We start from the raw sequence: 19425 nt of genomic DNA on the forward strand, positions 1-19425 counted from the left end.
CTATTCCTGCCCTCCTAAACCAATTCACACAGTTTCCTGCGCATCAGCTTTTTAGCAGCGTTCCTCGGAAGTTTGTCGGTAAAATGAAACGTTTTTGGCACCTTATATTTGGCTAAGTTTTCTAAACACAATTGTCTGAGTTCATCCTCCGTAACCTCAGCCCCTTGTTTTCTGACAATAAATGCTGCCGGAACCTGCCCCCATATTTCATCCTTGAAGCCAGTGACTCCAGCATCTGCTACCTCAGGATGGGACAATAGGACGGATTCAATTTCTGCAGGATATATGTTCTCACCACCAGAGATAATGAGGTCAGAGCGTCTATCTAGCACATATAAAAATCCCTCTTCATCTAAATAGCCAATATCGCCTGTCTGAAACCAGCCTTCCTTAAATTTTTCCTTTAATACATCTGGACGGTATAAATAGCCCATTGTCACATTAGGGCCTTTAACCATTATTTCACCCGCTTGTTTTGGCTTTGCGATACTGCCATCCTCCAAAATAACTTTAAGCTGTGAAGGAAATAATGGTTTACCTGCTGAACCTAGTCTTGTGATGCTGTACTCAGGTGATAGTGTGACGAACTGTGAGGCTGTCTCAGTCATTCCATAGGATTGAAATACCGGAATATCTTTTGACTTACACGCCTCTAACAGCGGTAAAGGTGCAGGACCTCCTCCTAAAAGCGCACAGCGGAAATGATTTGGCAGCCGTTCATCTTTAAGCGTTTCAACCATCCTAAACAGCATAGTTCCTACCACTGACATAATCGTGACACGTTCTGATTTTATATCCTCAATTACTTTGTTTGCATCAAAGGATTCATGCAGAATGACTGGCATTCCATAGATAACACTTTTCATTAAAATAGAAAAACCGCTTATATGAAAAAGTGGAACACTGCAAAGCCAGCGGTCGGTTTCTGTGTATCCTAAATTCAATGCTGATCCGACAGCGCTCCACCAATGGTTTCCGTATGATTGAATGACACCTTTTGGATTTCCAGTTGTACCTGATGTATACATGATGGTACTGATATCTCCTAAATTAATTTCATTCTGTATTTCGGGCTCAATTGGACTTACGGTATATAATTCATCCTTTGTCATTACAGATATTTCTATTTCTTGCTTTAGTCCATGAAATTCATTTTCGAGAATTAAATATGCTGCCTTGGAGTCATTTAACTGCCAGACTAATTCTTTGGTGGTTAAGCGATTATTTAATATAACAGTCTTGTTCCCTAATAGCTGAAGTGCAAATAAAATTACAACGGTATCAAGGTGATTTTTAAGCAAAACACCTATATATTGATCCTTTTTCAATCCTAAAGCTTGCAGCCTGCCAGCCATTTGATAGGAGCTCTCATATAATTCCTTAAATGTTACGGTTCTATTGTTAAAAAAAACAGCAGCACGATCCGGTGTAAGGAACGCCCGATTTTTCAAAAAGTTAGGCAAGGTTTCGTAATTCATTTTTTTCACCTTCTTATTCTGTCTAGACTCCGGTAAGGCGCTTCGATTTTTGATATAAAAACAGCCTGATGGAAACCATCAAGCTGCGTTCAATCATTTTTTAATCAAGGGAAGCGCGGGAATTGGCCAAAGTCTGGTTTACGCTTTTCTTTAAATGCGTCACGGCCTTCTTTGGCTTCTTCAGTTGTGTAGTATAGCAGAGTTGCATCACCAGCAAATTGCTGAAGTCCTGCTAATCCGTCCGTATCTGCATTCATTGCTGCCTTCAAGAAACGAAGGGCAGTTGGGCTTTTCTCAAGAATTTCATTACACCACTGAATGGTCTCCTCTTCTACTCTTTCAAGTGGTACAACTGTATTTACTAAGCCCATATCAAGTGCCTCTTGTGCATTGTACTGACGGCACAGGTACCAAATTTCGCGAGCTTTTTTATGGCCGACAATCCTTGCAAGATAACCAGAACCATAACCAGCATCAAAACTTCCTACATTCGGACCAGTTTGTCCAAAAACAGCATTGTCGGCTGCAATGGTTAAGTCACAAACAATGTGTAAAACGTGTCCGCCGCCAATCGCATAACCCTTTACCATCGCAATAACAGGTTTTGGAATAACACGAATCAAGCGCTGTAAGTCTAAAACATTTAAACGTGGAATTTGATCTTCGCCAACATAGCCGCCATGTCCGCGAACTTTTTGGTCTCCACCCGAACAAAATGCCTTGTCTCCAGCTCCTGTTAATACGATTACTCCTACGCTGGAATCATCACGAGCATAGGCAAACGCATCAATTAACTCCATAACGGTTCTAGGTGTAAATGCATTATGTACATGTGGGCGATTAATGGTAATCTTAGCGATTCCGTTATATGTTTCATAGAGAATTTCTTCATATTTACGTCCTGCAACCCATTCTACTGTCAAAACAATCTCCTCCTTAGTTTCTTATTGACAAAAAGTCACTTACTATTGTATCAAACTTTTCTTTTTGTTCCACATGAATTGCATGGCCACTATCATTAATTACAATCCATGACGCCTTTTTCATTTCCTTCTGCATTTTTTCAGCAATTTTGCAGAACTTTTCATCGAGCCTTCCTGTTAGAAGAAGCACTTCGCAATTTACTGTGTACAACTTTTCCCACCATGATGGCTGCGATCCTGTTCCCATCCCTAATAAGCTTTTTACTAGCCCTTTTGGATGATTGGCTAACCTTTGTTTCCTAATACTTTTTTGAATGGCCTCTGGAAGATACTTCATCGATGAAAAGAGAGGTATGTCTTCCCAGTAATCAACAAAGGATTTCATTCCTTGTTCATTAATAAAGTTTGCAAGTTCCCCGTCTTTCATACGGCGCTGTGATCTTTCTTCCTCTGTCTCGAGGCCCGGTGAAGCACTTTCCAAGATAAGTTTTCTTACCCTTTTCGGATAAAGTAGTGCAAAGGTTAGTGCAAGTCTCCCTCCCATTGAATACCCAAGCAGGTCTATTTGTTCAATTTCCAGCTTGTTGAGTAGCAAGTTCAGGTCGTAAGCTGCACCTTCTATAGAATAACGATGAATATCTTCTGGTGACTCTGACCTGCCGTGACCAATAATATCAGGAATAATTAATTTAGAGTGCCTGCCCCAGCTTGAGCAAAAAGATGTCCAAGTGGAAGAATCCCCTGTGAAGCCGTGTAATAATAGTAATGGGAATCCTTCCCCACAAGTCTCGACATGATATGCAATATCATTAATTTTCAGCTGCATTAATGAACACCTTTGACAAAATTTGATATTTCCTGGGAAACAACACGCCAAAATTCGCGGTGTTGTTCTAAATTACTGTCTCTGTTCGTCACGACTTCATAGACATTCAATCCTTTGGCATCACTAGATTGGTGCAATAATTCATGGAGGTGATCCCAATCTTTCACTTTCGTAAAGTTCCCGCCAAACATTGATACCGCATGCTCGAATTCTAGGTTTAAAGGAGTGCCAAATAAAAGCTCGAAATGCTTTGGGTGCTGTGCCTGAGGCAGGAATGAGAAAATTCCTCCTCCATTATTGTTAACAACAATAATTCGGATATCGATGTCATATAACTTCGCAGCAACCATACCGTTTAAATCATGAAAAAAAGTTAAATCTCCTAAAACAAGGTAAAGAGGCTGTGAGTATAATCCTGCACCCAGGGCAGTAGATACCGTGCCATCAATTCCATTTGCACCCCTATTAGCCATCACTTTAATCGATTTATTATTGTTAAGAAAGAAACTATCTAAGTCTCTAATTGGCATACTGTTCCCAACAAACAATACAGCATCTTCTGGAAGCATTTCTTGTAATTGATAGAACAGTCGACCCTCGCTTAACATCGGGCTGTCCTTAATTAAAGCCATGTTAGCTTTTGTAATCTGGTTGATTTCCAGCCATTTCCCCAAGAATTCGGAAGACTCTCTTGTATCCGTAAAGGTTATTAACTTCTCACAAAAAATGGTTTCATTACAGAAAATCATTTCCGTTGATAGGGTTGCCGGATCCCTCCAGCCTCCTGCTCCGTCAATAACAAATTGTTCAGCTTGATGATTTTCTTTTAAGAAGATGGTTAATGCCTTTGACACAGGCATGGCTCCGAAACGCAGAATGACATCTGGCTTTAAATATTCCTTAGCATCAGGGTTCCGTAAGAAAGTGTCATATGTATCAATAATATTTTCTTGTGAATGAGGTCCACTTCGCAGCTGGGACAATGGGTCCGCTAAAACAGGAAAGTTCAAGGCTTGCGATAACTGTGTGACAGCTTGAGCAAAACGATTGTCAGCAATGTTTCCGCATACAATTATTCCATTCTTGTAACCCTTCAGCTTATGAGAAATATCCCTAAATTCATCCTCATGAATCGTCAATTCCCCATTTCGAACGTGGACGTAGCCCATAGGCCGTTCATTCAATTCGAAGATTGCTTCATCTAGTTTTGGTATTAGCGGTTCCCTGAAAGGGAAATTCAGATGGACAGGGCCAGCAGGTGCCTGACTAGCAATGGCAGCTGCACGCGCAGCAACAGTTCGGGCATAGCGAATGATTTCATTACTATTTTCCGGCAATGCCATATCAGCAAACCATTTTACATGCTGCCCGTACAAATGAATTTGGTCAATGGCTTGCGGAGCTCCCACTTCTCTAAGCTCATGTGGACGGTCAGCAGTTAGAACAAGTAAAGGCACACGAGAATACCGTGCCTCGATAATAGCCGGAAAATAATTCGCTGCAGCTGTACCCGATGTACATAATATGGCTACTGGCTTGTTAGCAGCTTTTGCGATCCCTAAAGCGAAGAATGCTGCTGAACGCTCATCTACGTGGATATGAATATTTATATCTGGATGTTCAGCCATCACCATTGCCATTGGAGTTGATCTCGAACCCGGACTAACCACAACATCTTTTATTCCTGTTTGTACTAACTCTACAACAAAGGCAGCTAAATAAGCTGTTAATGAAACTTGATGATCCATATTAATTTCCTCCAAGGGCTCGAAGCATCGGTCTGAATTTCAAGCCTGTTTCCAAATATTCACTTTCCGAATCAGAATTACGAACGACACCACAGCCTGCAAATAATGAAGCTTCCTTATCTTGAATGAGACCGGAACGGATTGAAACGGAGAATTCACCGTTTCCTTGATAATCACACCACCCAAGTGGAGCAGCATAAAATCCACGATCCAATTCTTCAACCTCTCTAATTTTCTCGATCGCTTCTTCCTTAGGCAGGCCGCCAAGTGCAGGAGTTGGATGAAGCCTTTCTACTAATAAAAGCAATGAAGCATCCTTCTGACATTTACCAATGACTGGGGTATACAGGTGTTGAATATCCCTAATTTTCATTAATTGCGGCTTATCTGGAAGGATTATTTCCTCGCATGATTCTTCCAAAGCTTCCTTAATCATTTCAACTACATATCCATGCTCAATAAGGTTTTTATTATCATTGAGTAATGTTTGCCCTAACCTCTGGTCTTCTTCTTCCGTTTTACCCCGTCTAATTGATCCTGCAAGACAAGTAGAAAATACATTGTTTCCTTGTTTTTTTACTAGTCTTTCGGGTGTAGCGCCAATGAAACAGTCTCCATTAGATTCAAAAACAAAAATAAAGCTATCGCGCTGTTGATTATACAAATTTTTAAGTATTACCTCTGCTTTAACGGGCTGATCAAAAAATAACCTTAATTCCCGAGCAAGAACCACCTTTTTTAATGAACCTTCTTTTAGATCCTCTACCACATCATTCACACTCTGTTTCCATTCTTGTGGAGAAATTTCTTTCGTTTCAAGGAGTACTGCCGGTTTTATTACTACATCTTCTTTAGAAGAAGTGAGTAATTGGACCCGCTCCTGTATTACTTTTTCAAATAGTGTATAATCATCATTTTGGGTACAAACAATATTCGTCGTTAAAAAAGTTTGTCCTTCAACCATGGTTAACATAAATTTTGGAATATGGAACAAAGAATCTGCATATTTAGACCAAAGCGATGTTTTTGGTTTATGCGGATCAAAGGAGAATCCCCCGAACATTACCGGTCCTATTCCATCTTCTTTGTACGGATTAAAGATAAGACTATCCTTTAAAAATCCCTTCCATTCCTCTTCAACATGAAAAAAGCGGTCAGTAGCCTGATCCGACTGAATTTGTTTTGATATGCCAAGACCAATAAGCACAACATCATCCGATGGGTCTTTCCAATAGAACCGTTCTCCCAGATAGCGTTCTCTTCCACTATTAAAAAAGGATATTGGGTCAACTCTGTCCATTTTGTGAACTTCACTAATTAGAATGGGCCTTCCTAGTTTTTGAGCAGTACTTACTGCCAAAAGACCCCTTTCCTTTAATTCCGTTTCCTGAATGGTAACCAAAAAAATCCCTCCAAAACAGCCAAATGACTGTTATCCATTCATTTTAATACTAATTTAAAGATACTACATTCATTGTAAAGAAGTCAGTAATACTTGTCACTATCTATCCCTCTTTGACTTCCTTATTATAACGTAAATAAGTCCGAACAGGGTTGTTTTTGATTTTCACTCGTTTATTTCATTTTCCCTCCAAATTCTTATTAATAATCAGACAGGAATTATCTACTAATTCCGCTAATAAAAAATAATTGACTATCCTCCTTAAATTCGCATAAACTTAGGGTTGGAAAGTTTATAAGCGAATCTTGCTATATATGATATAGATAAATATAAAAAGGGAGAGAAGAGAATGCAGCCAAATATACAGCAACCTTCAAAGCCTGTTGTTGAGTCTAATCGCGGTTTTCAGGTTTGGTGGCAAATGACACGTCCACATACGTTAACTGCCTCATTTGTTCCGGTATTGTTAGGTACAGTTCTAGCACTTTCACTTGGGGAAATACACTTTGGTCTTTTCTTTGCGATGTTAATTGCCAGTTTATTAATACAAGCAGCAACCAATATGTTTAACGAGTATTATGATTTCAAACGCGGTCTCGACAATGAGCACTCAATCGGAATCGGCGGTACCATTGTCCGTGATGGAATCAAGCCTAAAACAGTGATGCAGCTTGCATTAAGTCTATATGGAATTGCTCTTTTGATCGGGGTATACATTTGTATGAGTACTAGCTGGTGGCTGGCCGTCCTCGGCCTAGTTTGTATGGCAGTTGGTTACTTATATACAGGCGGACCTTTTCCGATTGCATATACACCATTTGGGGAAGTTTTCGCAGGTTTCTTTATGGGTATGCTTATCATCTTAATCTCATTTTTTATCCAAACTGGAACAGTTACTGCAAATAGCGTCCTCATCTCAGTTCCAATCTTAGTTCTGGTTGGTGTTATTAATTTCTCTAATAACATAAGGGACTTAGAGGGAGATAAAGAAAATGGACGAAGAACATTAGCTATACTTATTGGTAAAAAGAAGGCCGTTACCTTAATGGCATATCTGTTTGGATTCTCATTTCTTTGGGTATTAGGACTAATTATCACAGGTGTTGCTCCTATTTGGACAATTATTGTTGTTCTTAGTATTCCTAAAGCAATTAAAGCCATTAAAGGCTTTATTGCTGGAGATTTACCGATACAAATGGCTCCAGCAATGAAAGCTACGGCGCAAACCAATACAATCTTTGGATTCTTACTTGCCATTGGACTTCTTATTGGCCACTTTGTTTCTTAATAAATCAAAAAGGGCTTCTGCTATTACCAGCAGAAGCCTTTTTTGTTTATAGAGATTTAATTCCCCAAATATGGTCGGCATACTCTTTGATTGTCCGATCACTTGAAAAATATCCTGCGTGAGCAATGTTAATTAGACACTTCTTTTGCCATACTTGCTGATTCCTAAAGGTCTCACCAATTTTCTTTTGTGTGTCTGCATAGGAGGCAAAATCCTTCAAAACGAAGTACTGGTCATTTTCTTCTAGTAAAGAATCAAATATCGGTTCAAATTCATTATAGACGCCAGGGAAAAATCCATTAACAAGCTGATCAACTGCTTGACGAATGCGGCTGTCATGATGATAATATTCAATTGATTGATAGCCCCCATGCTGGTAATAGTGGAGTACTTCATCAGCAGAAAGTCCGAAGGTAAAGATGTTCTCATCTCCCACCAATTCATGAATCTCAATATTGGCTCCATCCATGGTTCCTACGGTCAGTGCCCCATTAATCATAAACTTCATATTCCCAGTACCAGATGCTTCTTTACTTGCTGTTGAAATTTGTTCACTTAAATCAGCAGCTGGAAAAACTTTTTCTGCAAGCGAAACGCGGTAGTTTTCGAGGAAAACGACTTTCATCTTATCGCCAATAGCAGGGTCATTGTTTACTTTCTCAGCAACCGTATTAATAAGCTTAATAATTTTCTTTGCATAATAATAACCCGGTGATGCCTTTGCTCCAAAAATGAATACTCTTGGTACCATTGAAAAACTTGAATCTTCTTTGATTCGATTATAAAGATACATGATATGCAGAACCTTTAGCAGCTGCCTCTTATAGGCATGCAGGCGCTTTACCTGAACATCAAAGATTGCAGAGGAATCCACTGTAATTCCGTTCTGAGTTTGGATTACACCAGCGAGCACCTCTTTGTTATCTCTCTTAATTTTTAAAAGCTTATCCATGAAGGAAGTATCATTTTCATATTTGAGTAATTGAACCAAATCGCTTGGTGCATGTGTCCATGAAGGACCAATGGATTCGGTGATTAAGGCCGATAAGTCAGGATTTCCTTTTAATAACCAGCGGCGGTGGGCGATACCATTTGTTTTATTATTGAATTTCTCTGGAAACAACTGATAAAATTGATTCATTTCGCGTGTCTTTAGAATCTCTGTATGAAGCTTGGCAACACCATTCACACTGAAACTTCCCACTATTGCTAAGTGAGCCATTTTCACATAACCGTCTGCGATGATTGCAAGCTTGGCAATTCTATCCCAATCCCCAGTGTATTGGTCCCATAACTCTCCGCAAAATTGTTCATTTATTTCTTCAACAAGCATATAAATGCGTGGTAATAACGGCTGAAAAATGCGAATCGGCCATTTTTCCAGCGCTTCTGATAAAGTTGTATGGTTCGTATAGGAAATGGTATGTCTGGTAATATACCAAGCTTGGTCCCAATCAAAACCTTCCTCATCAATAAGAATTCTCATTAGTTCAGGAATAGCCAAAACTGGGTGAGTATCATTTATATGAATACAAACATGCTGATGAAGTTCCTTTAAGTTTCCATGTTGTTTCCGATACGTTTTGATGATGGATTGAATACTTGCTGATACTAAGAAATATTGCTGTTTTAACCTCAGGATTTTTCCCTCATCATGTGTATCATCCGGATAGAGGAATTCAGAGACGGACTCGGTTTCCCGTTTATACTTTAAAATATCCTCATGGAAAGGGAATTGAGAAGGTTCTGCATTCCACAGTCGCAGGGTATTTACGGTGTCTGAATTATAACCAATAACCGGCATATCATGCGGAACAGCTGTGACAGTTTCAGCATTCAAATGTTGGAAGATTAAACGGCCATTCTCTGTTCTTCCTTCGACCTTTCCCCAGAAAGGGATTTTCACAGCCAAATCTGCCTTTCTTACTTCCCAGACATTTCCGCTCCTTAGCCACTGTTCTGGAAGTTCAACTTGATATCCATCCACTATTTTCTGTTCAAAAAGACCATGCTTATAGCGGATTCCATGACCATGGCCAGGAAGATTCAGCGAGGCAAGGGAATCCAGAAAACAAGCGGCTAATCTGCCTAAGCCGCCGTTTCCTAAGCCTGCATCACTTTCTAATTCCTCTAAATTACTTAAATCAATACCTAGGTCCCGCAGACCCGCTTCTACCGTTTCTTCGATTCCTAGATTGATTAAATTTTGACGTAACAGCTTTCCTAACAAATATTCTATCGATAGATAATATACTTGTTTCCCCTTTGCTGCCAGGTATCGTTCATTCGTTTTTATCCAATCGTGACTAACAAACTCCCGAATCATAATCCCAAGTGTTTGATAATGGTCCCGCTCAGAGCTTTCTGAAAAGCTCTTTCCGCAAACCATATTAACCTTCTTTAGAAAGTGATTCTTAAATTCTGTTGGATTAGAAAACATGGGTTTCACTCCTCGCGATCAGCTCTGCATACAGCTGATTATACTTAAATGCAGACTGGGCCCAGCTGTTATCCTTTGCCATCGCTTTTTGAACAATCGCTTCCCAAGCGGGGTCATGATAAAAGCGTAATGCTCTTCTAATCGTATAAAGCATGTCATGGGCATTGAAATTTTTAAAAGAAAACCCGTTTCCTTCATTGGTTATCTCATTCCAAGATTGTACGGTATCATTCAGGCCTCCTGTTTCACGAACAATTGGCACCGCACCGTACCGCATTGCGATAAGTTGTCCAAGTCCGCATGGTTCAAAAAGGGATGGCATTAGGAAAAGGTCAGCAGCAGCGTACAGCTTGTGAGCCAGTCCTTCACTGAAGCCGATGTGCACCTTTAATTTATTTGGATAGGTGTTTGCAGCATGGCGCAAATACTCCTCATAGTCATAGTCCCCAGTACCCAAGACGATCATTTGTATATCTTCATGAAGAATATCCCTTAAAACGCATTTAACGAGGTCTAAGCCTTTTTGTTTAGTGAGCCTTGTAATCATCACCATTAGCGGTGTATTTGGGCTCTGCGGCAGTCCAAAATGCTTTTGGATTTCACTTTTATTCACTGCTTTATTATCAAGATCATTTGCTGTAAAAGTTTTATAGATTAACGCATCTTCTTCTGGATTATAGAATTTATCATCAATACCGTTTAAAATTCCAACTAAATCTTCTTCTCTTGTTTTCAATAAGCCGTCAAGTTTTTCTCCATATTCCGGAGTTTTAATTTCCTGTTTATAGGTTGGGCTTACAGTAGTGATTTCGTCAGCAGCAACAAGAGCACCCTTCATATAGTTTAAACAGCCAAAAAACTCTAAATTTTCTGAGTGGAAAGCTCCCCAATCTAAACCAAACAGGTCTCCAAGCGTTTCTCTAGGGAAAATGCCCTGAAACTGCAGATTGTGAATCGTGAAAACAGTGCGAATCAATCCATAGCCTTTTCTTTTGTAATATTCCATTCTTAATAAAAACGGAATCATCGCTGTATGCCAGTCATGGCAATGAAGAACATCAGGATAGAAGTCTAAATGTGCCAATGCTTCCAGCACAGCCCGGTTGAAGTAGGCAAATCTTTCACCATCATCATAATAACCATAGAACTGTGCACGTTTAAAATAATACTCATTATCAACAAAATAGTAGGTTACTCCCTCGTATGAAAGCTCCTCAATTCCGCAGTATTGATTTCTCCAGCCCACAGATACTGTAAATTCTTTACGTTTTTTCATATCGGCTTTAAATTCATCTGCAATACTTCCATACTTAGGCAGAATAACCCGTACGTCTGTACCTAAACTCTTAAGTTCTTTAGGCAGGGAGCCTGCAACGTCTGCAAGCCCTCCTGATTTTGCAAATGGTCCACACTCTGAAACTGCAAATAATACTTTCACGAATTCATCAACGCTCCTTGCTTCGTACCCTTACGCACAACAAAAGGATTTCTGGCGGTACCTGTTAAGATGGTACCCTCTTCAACCTTTACGTCTTTGTCTAATATGACGGAATCCAGGTAACAGTTATCTTCAATTACGCACTTTTGCATAATGATGCAATTTTTAATAACTGCTCCTTTACCAATTTTTACTCCCCTGGAAATGATACTATTTTCAACGGAACCATTGATTAAGCAGCCATTTGCAATCATGGCATTTTGAACACTTGACCCTTTCAGATAACGGGTTGGCGGCTCATCTTTAACCTTTGTTAAAATTGGCTGTTCATTAATAAATAATTGTTTCCAAACATCGGAGTTTAATAAATTTAGACTAGTAGAAAAATAATTTTGGATAGAGTTGATCATAACTGCATATCCAGAATATTTATAGCGGCAAATGTTGTAATAATGTTCAGGGTCTAATACAACATCCTTCATGCAGGTATAACCTGTTTCATTTCTTGATTCTATTAGTTTAATGAGTAAAGATGTTTTTACCAAATACATTTCCATTGGGTTTCCATCTTCATGGTAAATTTCCGTTATGTCACATCCTGAATGAATATGATAATCAAGCAATGGCTTGAAGTTCATATTGACAACTGTATAACAATTCGTAATAACACAATATTCTTGTCTGCTGCGGTAAAAGAAATCTAAGTTTGCAGCAAAGTTCTCAAATGAACCTATTTTATTAATATCTGAATCAACAACAGGTGTTGGAAAAAAGAAAAGTCCATCACGTTTGCGGTTCAGATCCCAATTCTTTCCTGAACCAAGGTGGTCCATTAGCGACCGATACATCATTTTCGGAAAGATGGCTACACTTTCAATCCCAGAATTAACCATATTCGAAAGAACAAAGTCAATAATACGATATCTTCCTGCAAAAGGAAGGGCTGCAAGTGAGCGGTGAGTCAAAAGTTCCTCTAAATCATCATGGTACGTTGTTGCATCAATTACACCTAATAGCTTTCTTTTCAATACAAGTCCCCTCCCAAAATATAAGCGCAGGGCGCCCGCTTACCGGCGACGAGTGTAAGACAAGCGCTGACAGAAGGCGTGCTTTTTGCCTTCCGAAGAAATAGCTTATGACTCGTCACCGGTATCGCCCAGTGTTAGATAGCACCAAATTATAAAGCAGGATGTAACCCGCTTAACATTTCTTCTGTAACTAGAATAATTTCATCATCGAATGAACGTATCACGGTTCCATCTGGAATGACAACGTCACTTGGTACAATTGCTTTTTCAATCTTAACGTTTTCTCCAATTACAGCGTCCGGCATGATGACTGATTCCTTAATGATAGATCCTTTACCTACGCTGACGCCTTGGAATAAAACAGAATTATCTATTTCCCCTTCAATGGTACATCCCTCATTAATAAGAGACTCCTTCACAATGGCCTCTGGAGAAATATACTGAGGCGGCTGATTAGGATTTACGGAATAAATTCTCCAATCATGATCAAATAGATCTAAGTCACATTCATCATTTAATAAATCCATATTTGCTTCCCAAAGACTCTTAACTGTACCTACATCCTTCCAATATCCTTTGAATGGATAGGCATAAAGCTTTTTGTTTTCTTCTAATAAGGAAGGAATAATGTCTTTACCAAAATCATGGGAGGATTTACTATTTCTAGCGTCCATTTCCAAATATTCTTTTAGGACATTCCAACTGAAGATATAAATCCCCATGGAGGCTAAGTTATTTTTAGGCTCTGCTGGCTTTTCCTCAAACTCTGTTATTCTCATATCCTCGTTCGTATTCATAATTCCAAAACGACTAGCTTCTGCCCAAGGAACTTCGATTAAAGAAATAGTTGCATCTGCTCTTTTTTCAATGTGATATTCCAGCATACTTTCGTAGTTCATTTTGTAAATATGATCGCCTGAGAGAATTAATACATATTCAGGCTGATACTGCTTTAAATAATTAATGTTCTGATATATGGCACTTGCTGTTCCGGTATACCATTTGACTTCAGATGTCTCTGCGTAAGGCGGCAATACTGTTACCCCGCCGTCTTTACGGTCTAGATCCCATGCACTTCCAATTCCGATATAAGAGTTTAATAGTAACGGCTGATACTGAGTTAAAACCCCAACTGTATCAATACCTGAATTTGCACAATTGCTTAAAGTAAAATCAATGATTCGATATTTTCCACCAAACGGAACCGCAGGCTTTGCCAAATCTTTCGTTAGTGAATTAAGTCTGCTTCCTTTCCCTCCTGCCAATAGCATGGCTACGCACTTTTTCTTTCCCATTGCCTTTTCTCTCCTTTCGTTTTTTCACCGGTCGTATGATCTGAAAGCCAAAAGGCGGTATCGTCACATTAACGGAATATGGTTTACCATGAAATGGCTCTTCTTGTGCCATTACTGTTTTCTTATTTATAAATCCAGCGCCGCCAAAATCTTGATGGTCACTGTTTAATATTTCTCTAAACTCACATTGAACGGGGACTCCAATTTTATATTCTGGATAATGGACTCCAGTAAAATTGCATATGATGACTAAATAATCATTCTCCGTCTTACCTTTTCGTATAAAGGAAAAGATTGATTGACTGGAGTTATTACAGTCGATCCATTCAAATCCATCATGCTTATAGTCAAGCTCATAAAGTGCCTTAGAACGTTTATAAATTTTTGTTAATTGTTTAACATAGAAATTTACATTGCGATGCATTTCATAATCTAACAAATTCCAATCTAATTGTTCTTTATCCTTCCATTCTGAAAACTGCCCCAGTTCAAATCCCATAAACAGTAAGTTCTTCCCAGGATGGGCAAACATGTATCCTAGAAGTAAGCGCAGCTGTGCGAACTTCTCCCAATAATCTCCCGGCATCTTATCTAATAATGACTTTTTACCGTGGACTACTTCATCATGTGAAAATGGGAGCATAAAGTTTTCTGAAAAGGCATATAGAAGTGAAAAAGTTACCTTAGAATGAACACTTGCCCGTGCAAAAGGCGGAGTTTCCATGTACTTTAACATGTCATTCATCCAGCCCATATTCCATTTATAATCGAAGCCTAATCCACCATAATGGACAGGCGAGGTAACATTAGGAAAATCAGTTGAATCCTCTCCAATCATTAGAAACGTTGGATCGTATTCATGAACTTCTACATTTAGCTTTTTAAGAAAATCAATTCCAAATGGGTTTTCTTTATTTTCGTCTGAATTTGGCCAATAAATGATATTGGCAACAGCGTCCATCCTGAACCCATCAATATGAAAATAATCTATCCAAAAAAAGGCATTAGAGATAAGGAAGCTTTGAACCTCACCTTTTCCAAGGTCAAAGTTTGCTGTCCCCCAAACTTTGTTTTCCCTGTCACTCTCTGTTTCGTAGGAATAGATATGTGACCCGTCAAATCGGTATAACCCATGTGAATCCTTACAATAGTGACCAGGCACCCAATCAAGAATAACGCCTATGCCATTCTGATGGCATTGGTCAACAAAGTACATGAAGTCCTTTGGTGTGCCATAGCGTGAGGTTGTGGAAAAGTATCCAGTTCCTTGATAGCCCCAAGAACCGTCATAGGGGTGTTCAATAAGAGGTAATAATTCTACATGTGTAAAACCATGTTCAAGCACATAAGGAATGAGTTCTGCTGCCATTTCCCTATATGTTAAAAAGTCGCCATTTTCATGTTTCTTCCAAGATCCAAAATGTACTTCATAAATTACCTGCGGCTCAGTTAAAAAGTTCCTTTTCTGTTTCCGATGCATCCAATGGTTATCCTGCCAATCGTAATTTCTCAATGAATAAACGATTGAAGCTGTATTTGGCCTTAATTCAGAATAAAAGGCATATGGATCTGATTTTAAAATCTGTTCATTTTGCATTGTTGTTATTTCATATTTATAGAGGCAACCATTCAGGTCTTGATCAATGACTATAATCCATACACCTTCATTGTTTACCCTATGTAAATCGTAACCTTCTCCATCCCAGTTATTGAAGTTCCCAACCAGCCTGACTTCTTTCGCATTTGGAGCCCAAACACAAAATCTGGTATAGACTTTGTCTGATTGTTTAAAAACGTGCGCTCCAAAAAGGTGATGACTTTGAAAAAGGTTTCCTTCATGAAATAAATGCAACTGATAGTCTGTTGGATATAAAGTATTCACTGCCATTAATAACCTCATCCTTGTGAAAATGTATTTCAAGGGTTAATTATAAGTGCAAATTAGAAATAATCCTTGTAAAACTTTTTTATCTTTTCTGACAATAAGTTTTATAGTATGTCATTTGTCGTTCTTTTTTGACAATATACGACACTATTCAACAAAAATTCCGTCAATTAACGACAAAAATATATAAAGTTTTTTTGTGATTTTGGGTAAAAAATATTATTTAAAATGGGATAATTTCAACAGTGGCAATTTAAAGAAAACCCAGTGAATGTAAGCGTTATCAACGTTTCTCTGGGTAATGCGGTAAAGGGGAAAATTATAGTAGAATAGAAATTTTCTTCAAAAATGGATGTCTCATCTCTTAGACTAGCTATCGTCGTTTTGGAGGATTACAATGTTTGTTTTACTTATATAACAACAAATATTTTGATATAATTATTTATTTGGAAATTTCTAGTGTGTAATCAGGGAGATAGCGTTTTTCTAGCTGCTAAAGCAGCATATTTTAGGCTGGAATTACCCTATTGCGATTTTATATGGGATTGAGGCACTCCAGGCGGGCTGGAATTACCCGAATATGATTTTCTTACGATCTTGGGGCACTCCAGGGGGGCTGGAGTTACCCAAATATGATTTTCTTACGATCTTGGGGCACTCCAGGGGGGCTGGAGTTACCCAACTATGATTTTCTTACGATCTTGGGGCACTCCAGGGCTGCTGGAGTTACCCAAATATGATTTTCTTACGATCTTGGGGCACTCCAGGGGGGCTGGAGTTACCCAACTATGATTTTCTTACGATCTTGGGGCACTCCAGGGGTGCTGGAGTTACCCAACTATGATTTTCTTAATATCTTGGGGCACTCCAGGGGTACTGGAGTTACCCAACTATGATTTTCTTACGATCTTGGGGCACTCCAGGGGTGCTGGAGTTACCCAAATATGATTTTCTTACGATCTTGGGGCACTCCAGGGGGGCTGGAGTTACCCAAATATGATTTTCTTACGATCTTGGGGCACTCCAGGGGTGCTGGAGTTACCCAATTATGATTTTCTTACGATCTTGGGGCACTCCAGGGGTGCTGTGACCCACTTACTATTGGCTGCTATGTTTTTATCACTACCGCCTAGAGTGATTAATTATTAGTATTTCAAGATTGAGGTATCTCCTGCTTAACAAATAAAAATATGCACAAAAAAACTGATGATAATATATCATCAGCTTTTTTGTATGACCCCTACGGGATTCGAACCCGTGTTACCTCCGTGAAAGGGAGGTGTCTTAACCACTTGACCAAGGGGCCAAAAATTTTATGGCGGAGAAGGAGGGATTTGAACCCTCGCGCCGGTTACCCGACCTACACCCTTAGCAGGGGCGCCTCTTCAGCCTCTTGAGTACTTCCCCATAAAAAATGGCTCCGCAGGTAGGACTCGAACCTACGACCGATCGGTTAACAGCCGATAGCTCTACCACTGAGCTACTGCGGAACAATAGAAATTATAGAAATTCTGGTGGGCCTAAATGGACTCGAACCATCGACCTCACGCTTATCAGGCGTGCGCTCTAACCAGCTGAGCTATAGGCCCATAAATTGGAGCGGGTGATGAGAATCGAACTCACAACATCAGCTTGGAAGGCTGAGGTTTTACCACTAAACTACACCCGCAAAGTTAAATGAATAGATGGGGCGACTGATGGGAATCGAACCCACGAATGTCGGAACCACAATCCGATGCGTTAACCACTTCGCCACAATCGCCATCATAATAATAACAACCAAAACATAAATGGTGGCTCAGGACGGAATCGAACCGCCGACACAAGGATTTTCAGTCCTTTGCTCTACCGACTGAGCTACTGAGCCACATTATTTTGCCATTTTAAAAAAATGGCGGTCTGGACGGGACTCGAACCCGCGACCTCCTGCGTGACAGGCAGGCATTCTAACCAACTGAACTACCAGACCGTATTGCGGGGACAGGATTTGAACCTGCGACCTTCGGGTTATGAGCCCGACGAGCTACCGGACTGCTCCACCCCGCGACAATAAAAATCAGATATTTACTTCATGCCCATATTTTGTATGGACTGTATCAATCTTAGAAAGCCAATTCAAGCAGCAGTACGATTGATACAACTCGCAGTTTATTCTGTGAAGTAACGCTTGTTGCTCCACCCCGCGACAATAAAAAGTATTTCTAGTGCTGAAGTAATAATATGGCGGAGGAAGAGGGATTCGAACCCCCGCGCGGTTTAACCCGCCTGTCGGTTTTCAAGACCGATCCCTTCAGCCGGACTTGGGTATTCCTCCATATTATATAAAATTACTGGTGGACCTTGTAGGACTCGAACCTACGACCGGACGGTTATGAGCCGTCTGCTCTAACCAGCTGAGCTAAAGGTCCAATTTAAAGATTGATTATTTGGTAGCGGCGGAGGGGATCGAACCCCCGACCTTACGGGTATGAACCGTACGCTCTAGCCAGCTGAGCTACACCGCCAAAAAACATAAAGTTGTAAGTTATTTTACTTCGTAAAAAACTTTGGTGGAGCCTAGCGGGATCGAACCGCTGACCTCCTGCGTGCAAAGCAGGCGCTCTCCCAGCTGAGCTAAGGCCCCATTTTAATAACATTGAAGACTGGTCGGGAAGACAGGATTCGAACCTGCGACCCCTTGGTCCCAAACCAAGTGCTCTACCAAGCTGAGCTACTTCCCGTAAAATATGGCGCGCCCGAAAGGAGTCGAACCCATAACCTTCTGATCCGTAGTCAGACACTCTATCCAATTGAGCTACGGGCGCATTTAATTGAAAGTTATTTTCGCTATCGCGAAAAAACTCTGGTGCCGAGGACCGGAATCGAACCGGTACGGTAGTCACCTACCGCAGGATTTTAAGTCCTGTGCGTCTGCCAGTTCCGCCACCCCGGCAACATTGGAGCGGAAGACGGGATTCGAACCCGCGACCCCCACCTTGGCAAGGTGGTGTTCTACCACTGAACTACTTCCGCATATATGCTGCGATATTGCTATTATAAGTGCGGGTGAAGGGAGTCGAACCCCCACGCCTTGCGGCGCCAGATCCTAAGTCTGGTGCGTCTGCCAATTCCGCCACACCCGCATATTAAAGCTGCATTGCTGCTTAAAAACTATGGTGAGCCATGAAGGACTCGAACCTTCGACCCTCTGATTAAAAGTCAGATGCTCTACCAACTGAGCTAATGGCTCATACAAGGAAAGTTAGTTTCGCTATCGCGAAAAAACTCTGGTGCCGGCGAGAGGACTTGAACCCCCAACCTACTGATTACAAGTCAGTTGCTCTACCAATTGAGCTACCCCGGCATAATAAATATTAGTATATTATGGTGGAGGATGACGGGATCGAACCGCCGACCCTCTGCTTGTAAGGCAGATGCTCTCCCAGCTGAGCTAATCCTCCATATTGTACAGCCTGGCAACGTCCTACTCTCACAGGAACTTGCGTTCCAACTACCATCGGCGCTGAGAAGCTTAACTTCCGTGTTCGGTATGGGAACGGGTGTGACCTTCTCGCCATTATTGCCAGACTATTTTTTTCAAAGACATTTACTATTATACTGTCTTTTCGACATTTTTCAAGAGGTTTTTTTAAAAAATTTCATTCCCTCAAAACTAGATAATTTCAGAAGAAGTA

Annotated in this window: 11 protein-coding genes, 21 tRNA genes and 1 rRNA gene; 1 reads left to right on the forward strand and 32 read right to left on the reverse strand. The window is 40.3% G+C overall.

Annotated elements, in window-relative coordinates; translation table 11 throughout:
• Positions 1 to 14 precede the first annotated feature (14 nt).
• The 5 genes from SFC47_RS24880 to SFC47_RS24900 all read right to left on the reverse strand — a co-directional run bounded on the left by SFC47_RS24880 (position 15) and on the right by SFC47_RS24900 (position 6377).
• On the reverse strand, positions 15 to 1478 hold the full coding sequence (locus tag SFC47_RS24880; protein ID WP_411257247.1) for an o-succinylbenzoate--CoA ligase: 1464 nt from the start codon (positions 1476 to 1478) through the stop codon (positions 15 to 17).
• A 104-nt stretch (positions 1479 to 1582) separates the two neighbouring features.
• Positions 1583 to 2401 (reverse strand): 1,4-dihydroxy-2-naphthoyl-CoA synthase, encoded by an 819-nt coding sequence (gene menB, locus SFC47_RS24885; RefSeq protein ID WP_411257248.1) that lies wholly within the window; start codon positions 2399 to 2401, stop codon positions 1583 to 1585.
• Between the two features lie 13 nt (positions 2402 to 2414).
• Positions 2415 to 3227, reverse strand: a complete 813-nt coding sequence (gene menH / locus SFC47_RS24890; protein ID WP_411257249.1) for a 2-succinyl-6-hydroxy-2,4-cyclohexadiene-1-carboxylate synthase — start codon at positions 3225 to 3227, stop codon at positions 2415 to 2417.
• Positions 3227 to 4975, reverse strand: a complete 1749-nt coding sequence (menD, locus tag SFC47_RS24895; RefSeq protein WP_411257250.1) for a 2-succinyl-5-enolpyruvyl-6-hydroxy-3-cyclohexene-1-carboxylic-acid synthase — start codon at positions 4973 to 4975, stop codon at positions 3227 to 3229. Before menD ends, menH begins: the two co-directional genes overlap by 1 nt.
• Position 4976: 1 nt before the next feature.
• Entirely contained in the window at positions 4977 to 6377 is a 1401-nt protein-coding gene (locus SFC47_RS24900; protein ID WP_411257251.1) for an isochorismate synthase, read from the reverse strand.
• A 349-nt stretch (positions 6378 to 6726) separates the two neighbouring features.
• Between SFC47_RS24900 and SFC47_RS24905 the strand changes: the two genes are divergently transcribed.
• Complete coding sequence (locus tag SFC47_RS24905) at positions 6727 to 7665, forward strand: 1,4-dihydroxy-2-naphthoate polyprenyltransferase (protein WP_411257252.1); 939 nt, start codon at positions 6727 to 6729, stop codon at positions 7663 to 7665.
• Positions 7666 to 7711: 46 nt separating this feature from the next.
• Here SFC47_RS24905 and SFC47_RS24910 read toward each other — a convergent pair whose 3' ends face one another.
• The 27 genes from SFC47_RS24910 to rrf all read right to left on the reverse strand — a co-directional run bounded on the left by SFC47_RS24910 (position 7712) and on the right by rrf (position 19318).
• Positions 7712 to 10105: a glycogen/starch/alpha-glucan phosphorylase gene (locus SFC47_RS24910; RefSeq protein WP_411257253.1), complete on the reverse strand. Its 2394-nt coding sequence runs from the start codon at positions 10103 to 10105 to the stop codon at positions 7712 to 7714.
• A complete protein-coding gene (gene glgA, locus SFC47_RS24915) occupies positions 10095 to 11543 on the reverse strand; it encodes a glycogen synthase GlgA (RefSeq protein WP_411257254.1) in 1449 nt (482 codons plus the stop codon). Before glgA ends, SFC47_RS24910 begins: the two co-directional genes overlap by 11 nt.
• Positions 11540 to 12571, reverse strand: a complete 1032-nt coding sequence (locus tag SFC47_RS24920; RefSeq protein ID WP_411257255.1) for a GlgC family sugar phosphate nucleotidyltransferase — start codon at positions 12569 to 12571, stop codon at positions 11540 to 11542. Before SFC47_RS24920 ends, glgA begins: the two co-directional genes overlap by 4 nt.
• A 149-nt stretch (positions 12572 to 12720) precedes the next feature.
• On the reverse strand, positions 12721 to 13866 hold the full coding sequence (locus tag SFC47_RS24925) for a glucose-1-phosphate adenylyltransferase (protein ID WP_411257256.1): 1146 nt from the start codon (positions 13864 to 13866) through the stop codon (positions 12721 to 12723).
• Positions 13808 to 15754, reverse strand: coding sequence for a 1,4-alpha-glucan branching protein GlgB (gene glgB, locus SFC47_RS24930; RefSeq protein WP_411257257.1), 1947 nt, complete (start codon positions 15752 to 15754; stop codon positions 13808 to 13810). The genes SFC47_RS24925 and glgB overlap by 59 nt, the downstream gene beginning before the upstream one ends.
• Before the next feature lie 1231 nt (positions 15755 to 16985).
• Positions 16986 to 17057: transfer RNA gene (locus SFC47_RS24935), tRNA-Glu, on the reverse strand.
• A 10-nt stretch (positions 17058 to 17067) separates the two neighbouring features.
• Positions 17068 to 17158 (reverse strand) — tRNA-Ser (locus tag SFC47_RS24940).
• 8 nt (positions 17159 to 17166) lie between these two features.
• A tRNA-Asn gene (locus SFC47_RS24945) sits at positions 17167 to 17241 on the reverse strand.
• A gap of 22 nt (positions 17242 to 17263) precedes the next feature.
• Positions 17264 to 17340: transfer RNA gene (locus SFC47_RS24950), tRNA-Ile, on the reverse strand.
• Between the two features lie 6 nt (positions 17341 to 17346).
• Positions 17347 to 17420, reverse strand: a tRNA-Gly gene (locus SFC47_RS24955).
• 17 nt (positions 17421 to 17437) lie between these two features.
• Positions 17438 to 17513, reverse strand: a tRNA-His gene (locus tag SFC47_RS24960).
• A gap of 29 nt (positions 17514 to 17542) precedes the next feature.
• A tRNA-Phe gene (locus tag SFC47_RS24965) sits at positions 17543 to 17618 on the reverse strand.
• Positions 17619 to 17643: 25 nt separating this feature from the next.
• Positions 17644 to 17720: transfer RNA gene (locus tag SFC47_RS24970), tRNA-Asp, on the reverse strand.
• Positions 17721 to 17723: 3 nt separating this feature from the next.
• Positions 17724 to 17797, reverse strand: a tRNA-Met gene (locus SFC47_RS24975).
• 175 nt (positions 17798 to 17972) lie between these two features.
• Positions 17973 to 18065: transfer RNA gene (locus tag SFC47_RS24980), tRNA-Ser, on the reverse strand.
• 17 nt (positions 18066 to 18082) lie between these two features.
• A tRNA-Ile gene (locus tag SFC47_RS24985) sits at positions 18083 to 18159 on the reverse strand.
• A gap of 19 nt (positions 18160 to 18178) precedes the next feature.
• Positions 18179 to 18255, reverse strand: a tRNA-Met gene (locus SFC47_RS24990).
• Positions 18256 to 18298: 43 nt separating this feature from the next.
• A tRNA-Ala gene (locus SFC47_RS24995) sits at positions 18299 to 18374 on the reverse strand.
• A 20-nt stretch (positions 18375 to 18394) separates the two neighbouring features.
• Positions 18395 to 18471, reverse strand: a tRNA-Pro gene (locus tag SFC47_RS25000).
• A gap of 7 nt (positions 18472 to 18478) precedes the next feature.
• Positions 18479 to 18555: transfer RNA gene (locus tag SFC47_RS25005), tRNA-Arg, on the reverse strand.
• A 39-nt stretch (positions 18556 to 18594) separates the two neighbouring features.
• Positions 18595 to 18683: transfer RNA gene (locus tag SFC47_RS25010), tRNA-Leu, on the reverse strand.
• A 5-nt stretch (positions 18684 to 18688) separates the two neighbouring features.
• Positions 18689 to 18763, reverse strand: a tRNA-Gly gene (locus SFC47_RS25015).
• Positions 18764 to 18791: 28 nt separating this feature from the next.
• Positions 18792 to 18873, reverse strand: a tRNA-Leu gene (locus SFC47_RS25020).
• 31 nt (positions 18874 to 18904) lie between these two features.
• Positions 18905 to 18980, reverse strand: a tRNA-Lys gene (locus SFC47_RS25025).
• Between the two features lie 38 nt (positions 18981 to 19018).
• A tRNA-Thr gene (locus SFC47_RS25030) sits at positions 19019 to 19094 on the reverse strand.
• Between the two features lie 21 nt (positions 19095 to 19115).
• A tRNA-Val gene (locus tag SFC47_RS25035) sits at positions 19116 to 19191 on the reverse strand.
• A 10-nt stretch (positions 19192 to 19201) separates the two neighbouring features.
• A 5S ribosomal RNA gene (rrf, locus tag SFC47_RS25040) occupies positions 19202 to 19318 on the reverse strand.
• Between the last annotated feature and the right edge of the window lie 107 nt (positions 19319 to 19425).

Source organism: Neobacillus niacini (genome assembly GCF_046591715.1).
GTDB lineage: Bacteria > Bacillota > Bacilli > Bacillales > Cytobacillaceae > Neobacillus > Neobacillus niacini_L.